This window comes from Sorangium aterium (assembly GCF_028368935.1).
Classification (GTDB): domain Bacteria; phylum Myxococcota_A; class Polyangia; order Polyangiales; family Polyangiaceae; genus Sorangium; species Sorangium atrum.
In genome coordinates this window covers 1,181,678-1,198,428 of the sequence record NZ_JAQNDK010000005.1, presented here as the reverse complement: position 1 = coordinate 1,198,428, position 16,751 = coordinate 1,181,678, and the positions used below count along the sequence as shown (strand labels likewise).

At 74.4% G+C, this 16,751-nt stretch carries 8 protein-coding genes; 5 read left to right on the top strand and 3 right to left on the bottom strand.

Translation table 11 applies throughout. The features are described from left to right. Positions 1-31 precede the first annotated feature (31 nt). The 3 genes from POL72_RS42775 to POL72_RS42765 all read right to left on the bottom strand — a co-directional run bounded on the left by POL72_RS42775 (position 32) and on the right by POL72_RS42765 (position 6,489). The gene (locus tag POL72_RS42775; RefSeq protein WP_272102650.1) at positions 32-1,030 is read right to left on the bottom strand and encodes an ADYC domain-containing protein; all 999 of its coding nucleotides are present in this window, start codon (positions 1,028-1,030) and stop codon (positions 32-34) included. A gap of 130 nt (positions 1,031-1,160) precedes the next feature. Beyond that, entirely contained in the window at positions 1,161-5,264 is a 4,104-nt protein-coding gene (locus POL72_RS42770) for an nSTAND1 domain-containing NTPase (protein ID WP_272102649.1), read from the bottom strand. Positions 5,265-5,556: 292 nt separating this feature from the next. After that, positions 5,557-6,489 (bottom strand): hypothetical protein, encoded by a 933-nt coding sequence (locus POL72_RS42765; RefSeq protein ID WP_272102648.1) that lies wholly within the window; start codon positions 6,487-6,489, stop codon positions 5,557-5,559. A 382-nt stretch (positions 6,490-6,871) separates the two neighbouring features. On the opposite strand from POL72_RS42765, the gene POL72_RS42760 reads away from it, so the two are divergent. From POL72_RS42760 to POL72_RS42740, 5 genes are read left to right on the top strand one after another with little or no spacing between them, the layout of a single operon-like run. After that, the gene (locus POL72_RS42760; RefSeq protein WP_272102647.1) at positions 6,872-9,076 is read left to right on the top strand and encodes a type VI secretion system Vgr family protein; all 2,205 of its coding nucleotides are present in this window, start codon (positions 6,872-6,874) and stop codon (positions 9,074-9,076) included. Continuing rightward, the gene (locus POL72_RS42755) at positions 9,073-11,238 is read left to right on the top strand and encodes a type VI secretion system Vgr family protein (RefSeq protein ID WP_272102646.1); all 2,166 of its coding nucleotides are present in this window, start codon (positions 9,073-9,075) and stop codon (positions 11,236-11,238) included. Before POL72_RS42760 ends, POL72_RS42755 begins: the two co-directional genes overlap by 4 nt. Beyond that, positions 11,231-11,734 carry a hypothetical protein gene (locus tag POL72_RS42750; RefSeq protein ID WP_272102645.1) on the top strand — a complete coding sequence of 168 codons (504 nt, stop codon included), beginning with the start codon at positions 11,231-11,233 and terminating at the stop codon, positions 11,732-11,734. Before POL72_RS42755 ends, POL72_RS42750 begins: the two co-directional genes overlap by 8 nt. Then, positions 11,731-14,271, top strand: coding sequence for a type VI secretion system Vgr family protein (locus tag POL72_RS42745; protein WP_272102644.1), 2,541 nt, complete (start codon positions 11,731-11,733; stop codon positions 14,269-14,271). Before POL72_RS42750 ends, POL72_RS42745 begins: the two co-directional genes overlap by 4 nt. After that, on the top strand, positions 14,268-16,721 hold the full coding sequence (locus POL72_RS42740) for a hypothetical protein (protein ID WP_272102643.1): 2,454 nt from the start codon (positions 14,268-14,270) through the stop codon (positions 16,719-16,721). The genes POL72_RS42745 and POL72_RS42740 overlap by 4 nt, the downstream gene beginning before the upstream one ends. Positions 16,722-16,751: the final 30 nt, after the last annotated feature.

Here is a 16,751-nt window from a genome sequence, read left to right as displayed (position 1 = left end):
GACCGCGCCCGGACCTGCGCGACGGCGCCGCCTACTGGGGGCTCACGTTGGTCGTGAACGACGCGTTCCGCAGGATGCGCCGCTGGCCGAGCGGCGTCGTGAAGCCGTTTTCCTTGTGGAAGGTCGAGCCGATCCCGCCGCAGCTCGGATCGTCCCCGGCCCACCGCTCCGGGCAATGCGCCAGGATGTAGTCGCGATCCGGATTGCTGCCGCCGGGGCCCTTCCACCGGGTGTGCTTGACGCAGGCGGCGCCGTCCGCCGTCCACTCGGCCTCGAGGCTCATGCCGGAGCCCACCGTCTCGGTCTGGATGCCGAGCGCATCCCAGACGTCGATCGCCGTCCCGGTCTGCGTGTGCGGCACGCCGTCGCCGCAGTAGTCCGCGCGCACCATGCGGATGCACGCTTGATGGAAGTACGAGAGATCCCTGTCCTCGCAGCCGCTCGCAGCGCACTCCGCCTCGGCCTCCCATTCCCTGTAGCCCCACTCGGCGCACTTCCCGATCGCGGCGCCCTGACAGGCGAACGTGAACATGCCCGCGTCGTCCGAGTGAGCCCCCGTCACCGCGTCCCACGTCCCCTTCACCGGGATCGCGTCGAGGCCCTCGCCGCAGATGTTCACCCAGACCCCGGGGCCGGCGTTGTGCTTCACCGTGTAGTAGAGGAGCCCGTCGCGCTCGACGACGTTCGTGATGCGGACGGCGACCGACGACCCATCGTCCAGGACCGCCTCGATGTCCGCGCCGATGAAGTCGGCCCCGGCGACCGGCGCGCCGTCGCCCTCGCGCGTCCCGACCAGCGTCGTCGCGTCCAGCGAGACCCCGTTGAACCGAACCCCGTTGAAGCGGACCCCGTTGAACCGAACCCCGTTGAAGCGGACCCCGTTCAGGTTCATGCCGTTGAGCCTGCTCATCGCGAACGAGCTCTCCGCCAACGCTTCCTCGTCCTCGCCGCCGTCGATCTCCGCGACGCAGCCGGCGCCGACCGACAGGAGCAAGACCATCGACCCTGCCAGGAACCCTCGCTTCAACATGATCGCCTCCGAACGCTGCCGCTAAAGCCGTGACGCCTTGCGCATCGACGGTCTTCCCTCCGGCGGTCGAGCCCCGATCACGCGAGCGATGAACCCCGCGGCGGTCCGAGCGCCGCGGGCCTCGTCGCCTTCACGGTGGTGGAGGGAACGAGGCGCAGATGCGGAGCCCGATCACCGGGTCGAGGAAGGTGCCATCAACGACGGTCCGGTTGTCACTTCGGACCGAGGTTTGATCATAGATATAAGCACCACCTCGCAACAGCACTTTGTCGGTCTCGATCGAAGAGATGGCCCACTCCAGCACGTTTCCCGCCATATCATCGACCCCGAACGGACTACGTGAGGCAGGGTGCGAGCCCACCTCATCCGGCCCCATCGTGGAGCTCTCCTTGCCGTAGGTCTCATCGAAGTTGGCGTCGCCGGGAGACAGCCTGTCCCCGTGCGGGAAGATGCGGCTGTCGGCGCCCCGCGCCGCGCGCTCCCACTCGTAGTCGGTGCAGAGGCGGGCTCCGCGGACGCGGCCTGTCCTGTGGAGCCACGCGGCATACTCGGTGGCCTGAGCGAAGGAGATGCCCGTGACGGGGAAACGAAGCCAGTCCTGCTGCGCGCGGACCGCCCGCGATGGATACACGAGCGGCTCCCCTGCCCGCGCCGTATACGCCTGCACCGTGGGCTGGATCGTGAGCTGCCACACACCGTTTGGCAGGCGGCGCAGCCCCAGGGCGCCAGTCATGGCGCCATTGCCCGCCTGGATGGACGAGCTGCCGCGGGACTCCTTCGGGAGCGCCTGGATGTGGTCGAGCCACTCCTGGAACGTCGTTTCGTGTCGCGCGATGAGGTACGCGCCTGTGCGGATCTCGTGGAGAGGAACGGTGGAGAGGAACGCCCACCGGTACATGTCGTCGAGGGCGGCGCCGAAGAGGAACCGACCCGGCGGGATGTAGATGTACCCGGGAGGAACGTCCCCGGCGTGCGGCAGCGGGATGGAGAGCTTCAATGACTCTCCGCGTTGGACCAGGAACGGATAACGCACGATGGTGCGATTCCGCGCCTCGCAGGTGAGGAGGTAGGAGCCCTGCGCGAGCGCGATGCTCGCGAAGGGCGTCGTCCCGAGGAGGCGCTGTCCGACCAGCTGCCGGCGCCCCTCCGCGTCGCTCTCGTACCGCTCCAGCGTGATGTCCGCGCCGGGGGGATCGGTCTCGATGGCGACCTCCGCGGGCGCGTTCCATCGCTGCCGGCGCTCGCCGTCGGGATCGTACGTCGTCATGCGCTGGAGCAGCTCGTCGCGCAGCGAGGCGTGGCCGCGCGCGTCCGCGGCGAGCGCGCGCTCGTAGAGCACGTCGCCGAGCCGCGCGCGCGCGTCGTTGCGGGCGCCGTCGAGCGTGAGCGCCGCCTCCAGCTTCTGGCTCACCTGCAGCTGCAGCCGCTCGACCTCGGCGGCGCGCCGCTGCGCGCGCTCCCAGAGCGCCTCTCCCTCGTCACGGAGCCGGCGATCGAACGCGGAGAGCGCCTCCGTGCGGAGCGCCTCGGCCTCGGCGCGCTCGATCGCCGCGGCGGACGAGGTGAGCGCGGCCTCGTGGATCTTCCTGTCCGCCCGCGCGGCGAGCTGGCGCGCCGCCCTGAGCTCCAGCGTGCCATAGAGCATCACGGCGACGAGCGGGACGCCCACGACGAGGGCCCACCGGACCGCGCGCTGCGTCAGGACGGCGCGCCGCGACGCCCTCAGGAACGCCGCCTCGCGCGGCGGCAGGTCGGCCGGGTCGAGGCCCCTCGCCTCCTTGAGCTGGCGCGCGCTGAAGAGCGCGTCGCGGCGCCGGCCGAGCCGCTCCCACTCGGCGGCCGAGGCCTCGAGGCGCTGGCGCGTCGCGCGCTGCTCGCGCTGCTCCTCGAGCCAGTGGCGCAGCGTCCCCCAGCCGTGGATCAGGGCCTCGTGGGCGATCTCGTAGACCGTCCCCTGCTCGCCTTCGCGGGCGAACAGGAGGCGGCCCTGGACGAGCGCGTCGAGCGCCGCACGCGCCGCCCCGTCGCCGCCCTTCTCCGCGAGCTCGCCCTCGGCGCGCCGCGCCCGCGTGCCCTGCGGGGTGATGAGCGCGCCGAGCAGCCGCCGCGCGGCCGCGTGGACCTCGGGCGGCATGCGGCCGAGCACGCGATCGGCGTGGCGTGCGAGCGCCCCCTCGACCCCGCCGATCTGCGCGAGATCGGCGCTGCTGAGCGGCGCGTCGGGCGCGGCGCGGGCGTCCCAGAGCTCGGCGAGCGCGAACTGGAGGAGCGGCAGCCCGCCCTCGGCGCGCGCGGTGGACTCGACGAGCGCGTCGACGACCGCGTCGGACTCGAACGCGACGCCCTTGGCCCGCGCCGGCCCGGTGATGGCCTCGCGGAGCTTGTCCGCCGACATCGGGCGGAGCAGGTAGAGCGCGCGCTCGATGTCGTCGCCCAGGCCGGAGATGCCGGCGACGCGCGCGAGGAAGTCGCCGCGCACCGTGGCGAGCAGGCGCAGGGAGGGCGAGCGCGCCGCGAAGGCGCTGAGCACCTCGCCGACGAGCGCCGCCTCTCCCGGGCTGCTCAGCGTCGCGAGCTCCTCCATCTGGTCGATGAACAGCACGAGCCCGCCGCGCTCTCCGAGCCGCGCGCGCAGGTCCCGGGCGAGGGAGCCCGGCGCGGCGCGCACGGCCTCGGCGATGCGCTCGGCGGGGGCGCCGAGGACCGGCTCGAGCGCGGCGGCCAGCGCGGCGAGCGGGTGCCGGCCCGGCACCATCATGGCCGTCTGGAAGGCGCGCCCGCCGCCGAGGGCGCCCTCGAGCACGAGCGAGAGCACGCCGGCCCGGCAGAGCGAGGACTTGCCCGAGCCCGAGTCGCCGGCCACGACGATCATGGGCTCGGAGCGGAGCCGGTCGAGGATCGTCCCCGTCTCGGAGCTGCGCCCGTAGAACACGGCGCGGTGCTCGAGATCGAAGACGAGGAGCCCGCGGTAGGGGTTGCCCTCCGGGGCGACGGAGGCGTGGCGGCTCCTGGCGAGCAGCTGTTCGAGCGCGTCGCGCAGCTCGTCGCCCGAGGCGAAGCGGTCGGCCGGATCGATCTCGAGGCACCGCTCGATGACGGCCGCGAGCCGCGGGTCGACGCCCGGCGCGAGGGCGGCGAGGGGCCGGGGCGCATCGCTCTGGACGACGAGCGGGAGCTCGCCCATCGGCACGTCGTGGTGCGGCGGGACGCCGGCGCAGAGCTCGAAGAGCAGCGCGCCGAGCGAGTACACGTCGGAGCGGCGCGTCGCGAGCTCGTCGCGCCACAGCTCGGGCGGCAGGTAGTGGGGCGTGCCGCCGCCGACGCTCGTCGTCGCGTCGAGCAGCCGCGCCGCCATCTCGGCCGCCTCGCGGAACTCGCCCTCGAGCGGCTCGTCGCTTGGTGCGATCGCCGCGTCCGTATCGCCCTGCGCCCCTCGCAGGGCCTCGCCGCCAGAGAGCGCATCCGCGCCGAGCGAGTCGGATCGCCCTCCGGGGCTGTCGGATCGGGCCCCGGGCATGTCCGATCGCCCTCCAGGGATGTCGGATCGCCCTCCAGGAACGTCAAATCGCGCTCCAGGGATGTCGGATCGCCCTCCAGGGATGTCGGATCGCGCTCCGCGCGGGTCGGGCCGCACGGCGGGCTCGAGGAGCTTGGCGAGGCCGAAGTCGAGGAGCTTCGCCTCGCCCTCCGCGGTGAGCACCGCGTTGGCCGGCTTGATGTCGAGGTGCAGCACGCCCCGGCGGTGGGCGGCAGCGAGGCCCCGCGCAAGGCCCGCCCCGAGATCGAGCACGCGGCGCGAGGGCATCGGCACGTCGACGCGGTCGAGGCTCTGGCCGCGGACGAACTCCGAGACGACGAACAGCCGCCCCCGGAGCTCGCCCACGCGGAAGACGGCGACGACGTTGGGGTGGTGGATGCGGGCGGCCGCGCGCGCCTCGGCGAGCAGCCGCGCGCGCACCTCGGCGTCCGCGGTCGCCGCGCGGATGAACTTCACCGCGACCATGCGGTCGAGCAGCGTGTCGTGCGCGAGGTAGACATCGCCCATGCCGCCGCTGCCGAGCTTCTGGAGGAGCCGGTACTCGTCGAACCGGCTCGGCGGGTGGAAGCTCGACGGGCCGGGGCTCTCCGGGCCGAAGCTCGACGGCGGCAGGACGTCGCCCGCCCGCGACTGCGTCTCCACGCCGCCGGGGCGCAGGATCGCCTGCGAGAGGGTTGGAGAAATCTTCTCTTTCACGAGGGTCCGCCCCGCGCCGGGCGCGCGGGGAATATACCCGAGCTGAGCGTTCCCCGTGTGGTCTGCCCGACGCCACGCTGCGCGGCGGCTGACTGATCTTCCTCGAGGAGACCACCGGGCAGTTCGTGACCGAGGAGCTGACCGGCGCGGGCACCCCCACCGCGGCAAGCGCGCGCCTGTCAGGCGTCGTGGACCAGGTCGGCTCTGTCGCTCGCCATCGGGCTGCCCTGGGACAAGGCCATGATCGTCAGACCTGTAGACGTGAAAGGAAGCAGCCGCGACGCGTCGCGATCTACGTCAGCGCTTCCTCTGCGCCGGCCGCGGTCACGGCCTGCTCAAGCCATCGGTGCAACGTGGGCATGTCGACGCAGGCGTCGATCTGCGCCTCCAGCGCGGGACCGAGCGTGAGCCCACGCCGCGCCAGCACCGTGCGCAGCGCGGCGCGCGCCTCGGTCAGCCGGCCTTCCTGCTGACCCTCCTCGATGAGCTCCTCCTTCACCTCCGGGCTGTCCGCGAGCAAGGTGCGCAGGATCCCCTGTCGGCGCGCCTCGATCTCCGGATCATCGGAGCGAGCGAACCGCCGCTTCAATTCCTCCTGGGTCCACGGTGACATCAGCATATACTGTAGCATGGAGAGCACCCATTCCACTTCCCGCCGCGGTGCGACCCACCGGGCGAATTCGTCCAGGGCCCGTCCCGAGCGTGCCACCAGGAACGGCACCAGCTCGTCCCGCAACGGCAGCTCGTTGGCCGCGATCCAGAGAAACTGAAACGGCGAGGGGCCGATACGGTAACAGCCAGGCGCAAACCGCTCCAGCGCCCGCACGCCGTGCAGCCACGACGGCACGTGAGGAGCGATGAGCCACAACGGCTCCTCCCCCATCCACGGCGGCACGCGCTCCTCGACCCGCTCGACCTCCCGCGCCTGCCGGCGCAGCAGCGCCCGCTTGAGCTCCACCACGTCCACGTGATCGCCGGGCATCTTCAGCTCGACGAGCGTTTCCTCATGTCCCCGAGCCTCCGGCCATGGCGCAGCCAGGGGAGTCAGACCGTCGGGCCGCAGCACCCGGAGGTAGCCGTCGGCCTGCACCCGATCGAGGCGAACCTCGGGCGCCTCCTGCCATGCGGCGGCGCTGCCCGTGACCCGCACCGCTTCCTCCGCGAACGTCTGCTTCGCGAACCGGTCCAGCTTTCCCACACGGCTCTGATATCGATGCTCGCGCACAGGCGCACTTGAAATAACCACTCTGCTCGACAGAAATAGAGAGATGATTCCGGCAGAACGCGCGTAATTGTGTGAGCCTGAGTGCGCCGGGAGCCCAGAGACTCACGACGGCCGGCGGGCATGGTCATGCTGCCCTCCGAGGACGAGCCCCGCGTGCATCCTCAAACCGATCGGAGCGTTCCCCGGGCGGTCCGCCGCCCGACGCCGCTCGACGGGCTGGCCAACGGGCACGCAGATCTGCTCTGTTACGGTGTTGCGGCTGTTGTCTACACCGGCCACGGCGACCTCGCGTGGCCAGGAGCGATCTCGGGGTGGCAGCGAACATGCGCAGATCTCCGCGGAATGACGCCGGGCTCCCCCGCGGAGCCCGGGCCTGGGAGCCATGAGCGACGTCGACGTCCGGCTCGCCTGCGAGCCGCTGGGGGAGTGCGTCGTGCTGGAGCTCGCGGGGCGCGAGGCCATGGATGCCCTCTCGTCGTGGGAGGTGCGCGTCGCCGTCCCCGACGAGGTGGATCTGGCGGCGCTCCTCCGCGCCCCGGCGACGCTCGCGCTCGTCGACCCTGCCGAGGGCTCCGAGCGGCTCGTCCGCCTCCTCGTCGTCGAGGCGAGCTGCGATCTCCGCCGCGGCCGGGAGCGGATCTACGCGCTCCGCCTCTCGGATCCGCCATGGCTCCTCACGCTGCGCGGCGGCTACCGGGTCTTCCTCGAGAAGACCACCGAGCAGGTCGTGACCGAGGTGCTGGCGGGCGCGGGCGTTCCCGCGGCGGCGATCGAGCCGCGGCTCGCGGGCGCGTACCCGGTGCGGCCCCAGTGCGTCCAGTACGCCGAGGCGGAGTGGGCGTTCATCGAGCGCCTGCTCGCGGACGAGGGGATCTCGTACTGGTTCGACACCACGGCCGAGGGCGAGCACCGCATCGTCCTCGGCGACGGCAACGGCTCGCACGACGGGATCGAGGGCGGCGCGGCGCTCCCCTACGCCGGGCCCCGCGGGGCGAAGCTCGGGGCGCGCGCCCTCTCGTCGCTCGAGTGGGAGGAGCGGGCCGTGGCCGATCGGGTCAACGTGCGGGACTTCGACGTGCGGCACCCGGACGTTTACATCGACGGCCACGCCGGCGAGGGCGAGCTCGCGTGGCTCGAGGTCCCGGCCGGCGTCCCCAGCGCCGAGGCCGCGAAGGCGCGGGCCAGGCGGCGGCTGGAGCAGCTGCAGCGCGACAAGGTCGCCGTCACGGGGGAGAGCGACTGCATCCGCCTCGCGCCAGGGCGCCTCGTGGAGATCACGGGCGCGGGGGCGGACCTCTTCGAGCAGCGGATGCTCGTCGCCGAGCTCTCCCACCGCTACGCGCGGCCGAGCCGCGACGGCGGCGCGGCCACGCCCTATGGAAACCGGATCGCGCTCAGGCCGACGAAGGCCGCGGACGGTGGAGCTCACCCGCCCTTCCGGCCCGCGATCCGCCCGGCGCCCGCGGTGGAGCACATCGACGGCGCGGTGATCACGGGGCCGCCGGGCGAGGAGATCCACGTCGACGATCTCGGCCGGATCAAGCTGCGCTTCCTCTGGGATCGCTCCGGGATCACGGACGACCGCGCCTCGCGCTGGATCCGCTGCCTCCAGCACCCGCTCGGCGCCTCGATGTTCCTGCCCCGCGTCGGCTGGGAGGTCCACGTCGGCTACCTCGACGGCTCGCCGGATCGCCCCTTCGTCCTCGGCCGCGCCTACAACGCGACCGCGGTCGCGCCGTTCCCGCTCCCCGCGGCGTCGGCGACGACCGCGCTCCAGTCCTGGACCACGCCGAGGAGCGGCGAGACCCAGGGGATCACGATGGTCGACGACGCGGGCGCGGAGGCGCTCTCGATCCACGCCTCGCGGGATCTCTCGGTCAAGGTCGGCGGCCCGGAGACGACGCGGATCGACGGCGACGACGCGCAGGTCGTCGGCCTGTCGCTCACCAGCAACGTGCTCGGGAGCCACGCCGCGCGCGTCGGGGCGACCCAGCGCGTCGACGTGGGGCAGGAGATGCTCCTCTCGGTCGAGGGGGCGAGCTCCGAGCTCGTCGGCGGGGCGGAGCTCGTCGACGTCACCGGCAACCGCGCCGTGCTGGCCAGCGGGTCGTGCGTCGAGGTCGTGGGCGGCGGCTACGCGCTGCTCTGCAACCAGTCCAACGTCAACGTCAGCGGCGGCTGCGCCCGGGTGGTGCTCGGGACGACGTCGATCGCGAGCGGCCTCGGCGTCTCCGAGTCGGTCGCGGGGGCGCGCACCTACGCCTGCCGCGGGTCCCGGACGATCCGCTGCAGCAGCTACGCCGAGTCGATCAACGGCGGCAAGCGGAGCCAGGCGGGCGCGGTGCACGAGCGGGCCGCGGGGAACGTCGGCGTCAAGGCGTCGATGGGCACGATCACGGCCGGGAAGGTCTCGATCGGCGCGGGCGGGAAGGTCTCGATCAGCGCGCCGGTGGTGACGATCCAGGCCAGCGGCAGCATCGCGGCGGGCACGATGACGCTGGGCGGCGGCAAGCTGAAGACGACCGGCGGCGTCACCCACGTGGACGGCGGCACGACCCGGCGCGCCAGCGGAAAGGCGGGCAAGTGAGCGAGCGACCCATCCTGCTCGAGATCCCCGGCGTGGACGCCGAGCTCCGCGTCCACGCGTGCCAGGTCGAGGAGCGCGCCTGCGCCCCGACGGTGGCCCACGCGCGCTGCGCCGCCTTCGTGGGCGGCGAGCCCGCCGAGCTTGCGGCGCTCGATCTGATCGGCCGCGCAGCGACGCTCACGCTGCGCTTCCACGGCGTCGAGCGGCGCTTCGCGCTCGCTGTGGAGGCCGTCGAGGAGCGCGACGCCCACGCGCGCGTGACCCTCGCCTCGCCGGTCGCCCGGCTCGACGAGACGCGCGACTACCGGGTCTTCGTCGACGAGAGCGCCACCGAGATCGCGGCGCGCGTCCTCGGCGATCACGGCGTCCGCCTCGACCTCCGCGCCCGCCGCGCGACGGCGAAGCGGCCCCACTGCGCGCAGGTCTTCGAGAGCGACCTCGGCTTCTGCGCCCGCCTCCTCGCCGAGGAGGGCATGAGCTGGTTCCCGGACGACGGCGATCCCGCGCTCCTCCACGTCGCCGACGCGCCCGAGACGTTCCTCGACTCGGGCGCGGCGATCCCGTGGCGCGACGAGGCGGGGCTCGTCCCCGGGCGAGCCCTGTACGCGGCGCGGATCCGCAGGCGGGTGGCGGTCGAGAAGGTCGCGCTCAAGGCGTACGATTTCACGCGGCCGATGCTCGATCTGAGCGGCGCCTCGGGCGAGGGCGCGCTCGAGTGGTACGAGGTCCCGGGCGCCCTCGACGATCCAGACGCGGGCCGCGAGCTCGCGGCGATCCGCCTCGCGGAGCGCCGGGCCGGGGCGACATCGCTCGAGGGCGAGGCCACGGCGCCGGAGCTCCGCGCCGGCGAGATCGTCGAGGTGACCGGCCCGCCCGAGGAGCTCGGCGACGCGCGCTGGCTCGTGCTCGCCGTCGTGCACGAGGCGAGGGCGGAGGGGGGTCCGGAGGAGCTCGCTTACCGCGCTCGCTTCGAGGCGGTCCCGGCGCGCGACGGCTTCCGCCCGGCGCGCCGCGCCCCCGCGCCTCGCGGCGGCGCCGGGACCGCGGTGGTCACCGGGCCGCCGGGAAAGGAGATCGCCCTCGACGAGCACGGCCGCAGCCGCCTCCGGCTCCGCTGGGATCGCCAGGACACGCGCGACACGTCGGACGACCGGAGCTCCGGCTTCGCCCGCGTGACCCAGCCGCAGCTCGCGGGCGCGATGCTGAACCCGCGGGTCGGCTGGGAGGAGCTCATCGGCTTCAGCGACCGGGGCGGGGAGATCCCCGTGATCCTCGGCCGGATGGTCAACGCCGTCCAGGCGCCGCCCGCCGCGCTGCCCGCGAAGAAGGTCGAGACCCGCTTCGGCACGCGGGCGACCCCGGGCGGCTCGGGCGGCAGCGGCGTCGGGATCAGCGACGAGGCCGGGAACGAGCGCCTCGGGCTCGACACGTCGGGCGACTACCGGGAGCGGACCGAGAACGACAAGCGGACCGAGATCGCCGGGCGATCCGAGCGCGTGGTCGGCGGCGCACGGACGGTCGAGGTCAAGGAGCGGCGGGTCGAGAAGGTGGCGGGCGCGCTGTCGCTCGAGGTGGGCGGCGAGCGCAAGGTGGCGGTCGACTCGAACTACGGGCTGAAGGCGGCCTCGGAGGCGATCACCGTGGGGGGCGCCCGCGTGATCCGCGCCGGCGGCGACTACCTCACCGTGACGCCGAGCTTCGTCCGGATGGTGGGCGGCGCGAAGGAGGAGGTCGGCGTCGAGCACCAGAGCGTGTTCGTCAAGGGCGCCTCGACGCTGCTCGTCGGCGGCTCGGTGAGCACCACCGCCGGCCCGTCGGAGTCGGTGGGCGTGGCCGGCGCGGCGATCGTGAAGGTCTCGGGCGCGCAGACGATCGACGCCGGCTCCTACGCCCTCACCGTGCGGGGGCTCTACGCCGAGAGCTTCGGCTCGCGCAGCGTCGCCGCCGGAGGCGACGTCGCGGAGAGCTTCGGCAAGGTGACGACCACCTCGCGGGGCGCCGCCGACATCGCCGGCGCCGAGGTCGCCGTCGAGGCGGCCGCGAAGCTCACGATCAAGGCGCAGGGGGTGACGATCACCATGACCCCCGGCTCCATCACCATCTCGGGCAAGCTCGAGGGTCCGACGTCGAGCGTGGAGGAAGGGGTTCATCACTATGGCTAGGTCGCGCACGGTCCAGCAATCGACCGCCCGCCCCGCGCGGGGCGAGGCGAAGACCCTCGGTCCCGGGCTCCACCCGGGGGTCGTGGAGATGATCGCTGCGCGCGGCGAGGAGGAGAGCGACGCGCGCCCCGCGTTCCAGGTGCGCTCGAGCGACGGGCGCCGGCTCCTCGCGACGCTCGCCGCCGGCGTCTCGCCCGCGTTCATCGAGGAGTGCATGCGCGAGGGCCGCACCGTCGTGCTCGCGGACGCGCCCGGGGGCGTCGCCATCCTGGGCGCGCTCCAGACGGCCTCGGCGCCTGCGCCGGACGCGCACGGGACGCTGGCGCTCGACGCCCGCCACCTCCGGCTCCGCGCCAGGGAGACGCTGGAGCTCGAGGTGCCGGGTTCGAGCCTCCGGATCGAGCCCGGCGGCGCGGTGCGGATCGAGGGCGACCGGCTGGTGATCGACATGGCGGCGCTCGTGCGGATCTTCTCGGCGCGGGTGGAGCTGCCGTGAGCGGCGTCGCGCTGACGATCGAGGGCGATCCGGATCTCTCGCCGTCGCGCGTCCGCGGCGTGGAGCGGCTCGGGGAGGCCTCGGCGTTCGAGATCGATCTCCACGGCCCGAGGGACGCGCTCGTCGCCCCCGGGAGCGTGCTCCGCAAGGCGGGGCGGCTCGCCCTCGACGCCCCCGCGGGGAGCAGGACGTTCCTCGGCGTCGTCGCCCGGTTCGCCGTGATCGCGAGCGATCACGAGCACCTCCGGGCTTACCGGCTCACGCTGGCGTCGCGCTTCGCCCTGCTCGGGCTCACCCGGAGGGCGCGCACCTTCCAGGAGATGACGGCGCCGGAGATCGTCGAGCAGGTGGTGCGAGGGGGCGGCTACAGGACCGTGCGCAAGCGGCTCGCGGCGCCCTACCCGAAGCGCCGCTACGTCGTGCAGTACCAGGAGAGCGACGCGGCGTTCGTCCGGCGGATCTGCGAGGAGCACGGGCTGTATTTCCGGTTCGAGGACGACGGCGAGGGCGAGGTGTTCGTCCTCGAGGACGACTCCGCCTCCGCCGAGGACGCTTACCCGGGCGGCGTCGCGCTGGTCACGCGCAGCACGCTGGACGAGCCGGGGCCCGTCGCGGTGGACGCGGCGCGGCGGATCCGGCGCGCGGCCGGCAAGGTCGTCCTCCGCGATCACAGCCCCGATCAGCCCCGGCTCGCGCTCGAGGCCGAGGCCTCGGGGGGCGTCGAGGCGGAGCGGGACGTGGAGGTCTACGAGGCGCCCGGCGGCTTCGCTTCGCCGGCGGAGGGCGCGGAGCGCGCGCGGATCCGGCTCGAGTCGCTGCGCGCCGAGGCCGCGCGCCTGTCGTTCGACAGCAACGCGCTGGCGCTCTCGCCCGGCGCGCGCTGCCGCCTCGTGGAGGCGCCGGACCACCACGGCCTCGTCCAGGCCGGGGGCGACTTCGTGGTGACCGACGTGGCGCTGCGCTGGGACGCGGGCGATGGGGTCTTCCGCGCGAGTGTCGGGGCGATCCCGGCCAGCGTGCCCTTCCGCCTGCCGAAGGTCACGCCGAGGCCGCGCATCGCCGGGGTGCAGTCGGCCTGGGTCACCGGGGAGCGCGGGCAGGAGATCCACCCCGACGCGCTCGGCCGCGTCCACCTCCGCTTCCACTGGGATCTGCACGGCGAGGGCGACCAGCGGAGCAGCCTGCCCGTGCGGGTGGCGCAGCCGCACCTGCCGGATCCGATGCTGCTGCCGCGCGTGGGCTGGGAGGTCTTCGTGATGTTCGAGGACGGCGATCCGGATCGCCCCGTGGTGCTCGGGCGCTCGTACAACGAGAAGCAGCGGCCGCCCCTCGCGCTGCCCGCGAACAAGACGGTGACCTCGATCGCGACCGACAGCTCGCCGGGCGCGGGGGCGCGGACGGCGATCCAGATGGACGACGCCGCCGGCCGCGAGCACGTCCTCGTGCACGCGCCCTTCGCCAAGGAGACGACGGTCGGGGGCGATCACGAGGCGCAGACGCTGAAGAACGAAGACCTCCAGGTCGGCGCTGCCCTGCAGGCCGAGGTCGGGGGCGACGAGTCGACCTCGGTGCACCTCGGGTACATCGGCGGCTACGGCTCCCGCAGCGTGACGGTGGGCGCCGCGCAGCGCCAGAGCGCGGGGGGCAACTTCGTGAGCGAGGTCGGCGCCGAGACGGCCGTGGTGGGGGGGATGCTCGTGGAGCAGGCCGGCAACCCCGTGAAGGGCGCGGCCAACCTCGCCGCGTCCGCGCTGCTGTCGAAGGTGAGCGCGCGGGGCGCTGCCGGGCAGATCGCGGCGTCCGCGATGGGCGCGTCGCGCGCGGCCTACGAGGGCTACCAGGCGAAGGGCGCGGAGGGCGCGCTCGCCGCGATCAAGGACAGCGCGGCGGGCAGCGCGATGTCGCTGCTGCCGGGGGGCGAGGCGATCCTGGCGGCGGTGAAGGGGTCGTCGAGCCCGATGCCGTGGGATCACGGCCGGCCCGCGCAGGGCGAGGCGGCGCCGGGCGGCGGGGCCGCGGGCGCGAGCGGCGCAGGCGGCGGCCCGGCGGGCCCCGGCCCGGGCCACCGCAGCGTCGTCGCGAGCGGGTCGTACACCGAGGCGGTGGGCGCCCTCTACGCGCTGACCACGCCGGGCCCCGTCTCGTGGGTGACCGCCGGCCCCGCGACGACCGTGATCAACGGGAGCCACACGAGCAGCGCCGCGAGCGCCGGCCTCACGGTGGGCGGGGGCCTCGGCGAGTGGCTCGGATCGCTGAACATCGGCAGCCGGGGGGCGATCACCCGGAGCGTCGCGGGGGCCATGACCTCGGACGTGAAGGGCGCGCTGAGGATCAGCGCGGGCGGCTCGTACACGCTCACCGCGAAGAGCGCGCTCACGCTCGAGGTGAGCGGGAACCTGAAGCTCGGCGGCAGCCCGATCACCTTCCGGTGCGGGGCGTCCGAGATCTCGGCGACGCCGGCGGGCGTCACGATCAAGTCCCCCTCGATCACCATCACCGGGAGCTCGAAGCAGTCGGGCTCGCTCACGCACCGATGAAGCTCACCGTGCTCGGCCTCGGCCTGGTCTCGCCCGCCGGCGCCTCGGCGCGCGATCACGTCTTCTTCCCGCGCGCCGGAGCGCCGCCGCCCCCGCCGTCGCCGTTCATCGGACCCGACGGGCGCCGGATCGACGCGCGCTACTGCCCGTGGATCAGGCCCTCGCAGGCCGACGCGGGCCGCCTCCTCGCGCTCGCGCGGGGCGCCGTCGCCGAGGCGCTCGCGGCGCTCCCGGGAGGCGACGCCGCGGGGATCCCGCGCTTCGTCGTGGCGCCGGCGCCACGGCCGGGGCTGCCCGAGGGAGCGCTCTCGGAGCTGGCCCGCGCGCTCGGCCCCGCGGCGCAGCGCTTCACAGGGGCGGCGGGCGCGTTCGCGGCGCTGGCGCGGATCGCGGAGCTGCTCGCGGGCGGCGCGGGCGGCGCCGCGCTCCTCGTGGGCGTCGACTCGTTCGCCGGGGTGGACGCGCTCGCCGAGCGGCGGCGGAGGCCGGAGAGCCCGTGGCTGCTCGCGCCGCCGCCGCCGTCCGAGGGCGCGGGGGCGCTGCTCGTGGCCTCCGCGGAGCAGGCGTCGCGGTGGGGGTTGGCGGGCGTGGGAGAGATCGTGGCGAGCCGGTACGCGCCGGGGCGCGCGACCGACGAGGACGACGAGCCCGTCGACGCGGCGGCGATGACGGCGCTCCTCCGGAGCCTGCCCTCCGCTGCTGGGTCGATCCAGGCCGTCTTCGGGCAGGGGCGTGTTGGCGCGCTCCGGTGCCGAGAGTGGCAGTTCACCACGGCGCGGTGCGCGGAGCGGCTGTCGCCGAGCTATTTCGATCGCTGCCTGGAGGCGGAGATCGGCGAGCTCGGGGCCGCGGCGGGCGTGATGGGCCTCGCGTGCGCGTTCGCGACGGTCCGCCATGGGGCGGCGCCGCCGGAGGCCGGGAGGTCGTTCGTGGCCTGGGCGATCTCCCGCGATGGCACCCGCGGGATCGCGCTCGGAGCCGCGGCGCGGACGGGAGCAGGCAAGGTCGCGGCGGGAGCGGAGGGGGCGCTTCCGGTGATGACGCCGCTGTCGGGGGCGGTGATCGCGCGGGGGGTGGAGCGCGAGGTGTTCGTGCCGCCGCCGGCTGAGGTGGAGGAGCCGGGAGACGAGGCGTGGATCGAGGAGGGGGCTGGGGTGGCGGGCGCGGCGAGCAGCGGGGCGGCGAACGATGTGGCGCCAGCGCTCCCGGCGCTGCCACGCGAGAGCGCCCCCGCGCCGGCGGTGCGGCTCGACGCGGGGCGCGTGATTGAGGTGACGCTGGCGGGGTTCTACGCGTCGGTCGTCGATCACTGCGCCGAGCTCGTGGCCGCGCTCGCCCGCGACCGCGTCAAGGGGCGGCGTTCGTGGCTGCCGGAGACGGAGGCGCGGATGCTCCGGCAGATCGACGCCATCGTGGCCGCGGGGCCCCGCGCGCTGATCGACGTCGCCGCGTTCTGGGAGCGCTGGATGGACGACCCGTGGAAGTCGTTCGCCGGCGCGCTCTCGCTCGCCGCCTTCGCGGGCGACGACGCGCTCGCCGCGATCCACCGGGCGGCGCACCTGCTCCCGCAGGACGCCGAGGACCATGCGATCGCGGTCGCCGAGGCGCTCGCGCTGGTCGAGCGGCCTGGGCTCGCGGGGCTGGCGCGGGCGCTGTCGGCGTCGGCGCACCCGATCGCGCGGGCTGCCGGCGTGAACCTGCGCTCGATGCGCGGCGAGCTGCCGGTCGAGGCGCTCGCCGCCGCGCTCGCCGACGAGCACGACGCGGTGGTCCGCGCCGGGATCTGGGGCTGTGAGCGGCTACCGCCGGCGCAGCGTGCGCGCTTCGTCGAGCGCTTGCGGGAGCTCTGCGGCGGGGCCTCCCCCGACGTGGCCTGGTCGGCCGCGCGGGTGCTCGTGATCGGCGGCGAGGTGGGGCTGGTGCGCGACGAGGCGCTGAGCGTGCGGCTCGGCTTGCGCGCAGCGGAGCTCTTCCCGCTGGCCGGCGAGCCGGGGGACTGGCCTCGGCTCGAGAGCCTGCTCGGCCGCCACCGGCCGACGCGCGCGGCGCTCTCCGCAGTGGCGCGCTTCGGCTGCCCGGCGAGCGCCGGCTGGATAATCCAGCGGCTCGACGACGAGGCGCTCGCGGACGATGCGGCGGAGGCGCTGCGCACGCTGTTCGGGCAGAGCGTCGAGAAGGCGCGGGAGCTGGACGCTGGGGCTTGGCGGGAGGCGATCGCGGCGCTGCGGCTCGATCCAAAGGGGCGTTACCGCGGGGGGCGCGAGTTCTCGATCGCAGGGGCCGTGGAGGAGTGCGCGTCGAGGAGGCTGTCGCGCCTCGCCGTGGAGGCGCGGATCGACGAGCTGCGCGCGCGTCTGCGGCTACCCGATGCGGTCGACGTGAGCGGGCTCTGGGCGAGGGCGGAGGCGAACCTGGCGGCGTTCCTGAAGGTGGCGCAGAGCCGGGGCTGAGCGCAGGGGGCGAGCGGGAGAGGGAGAGAA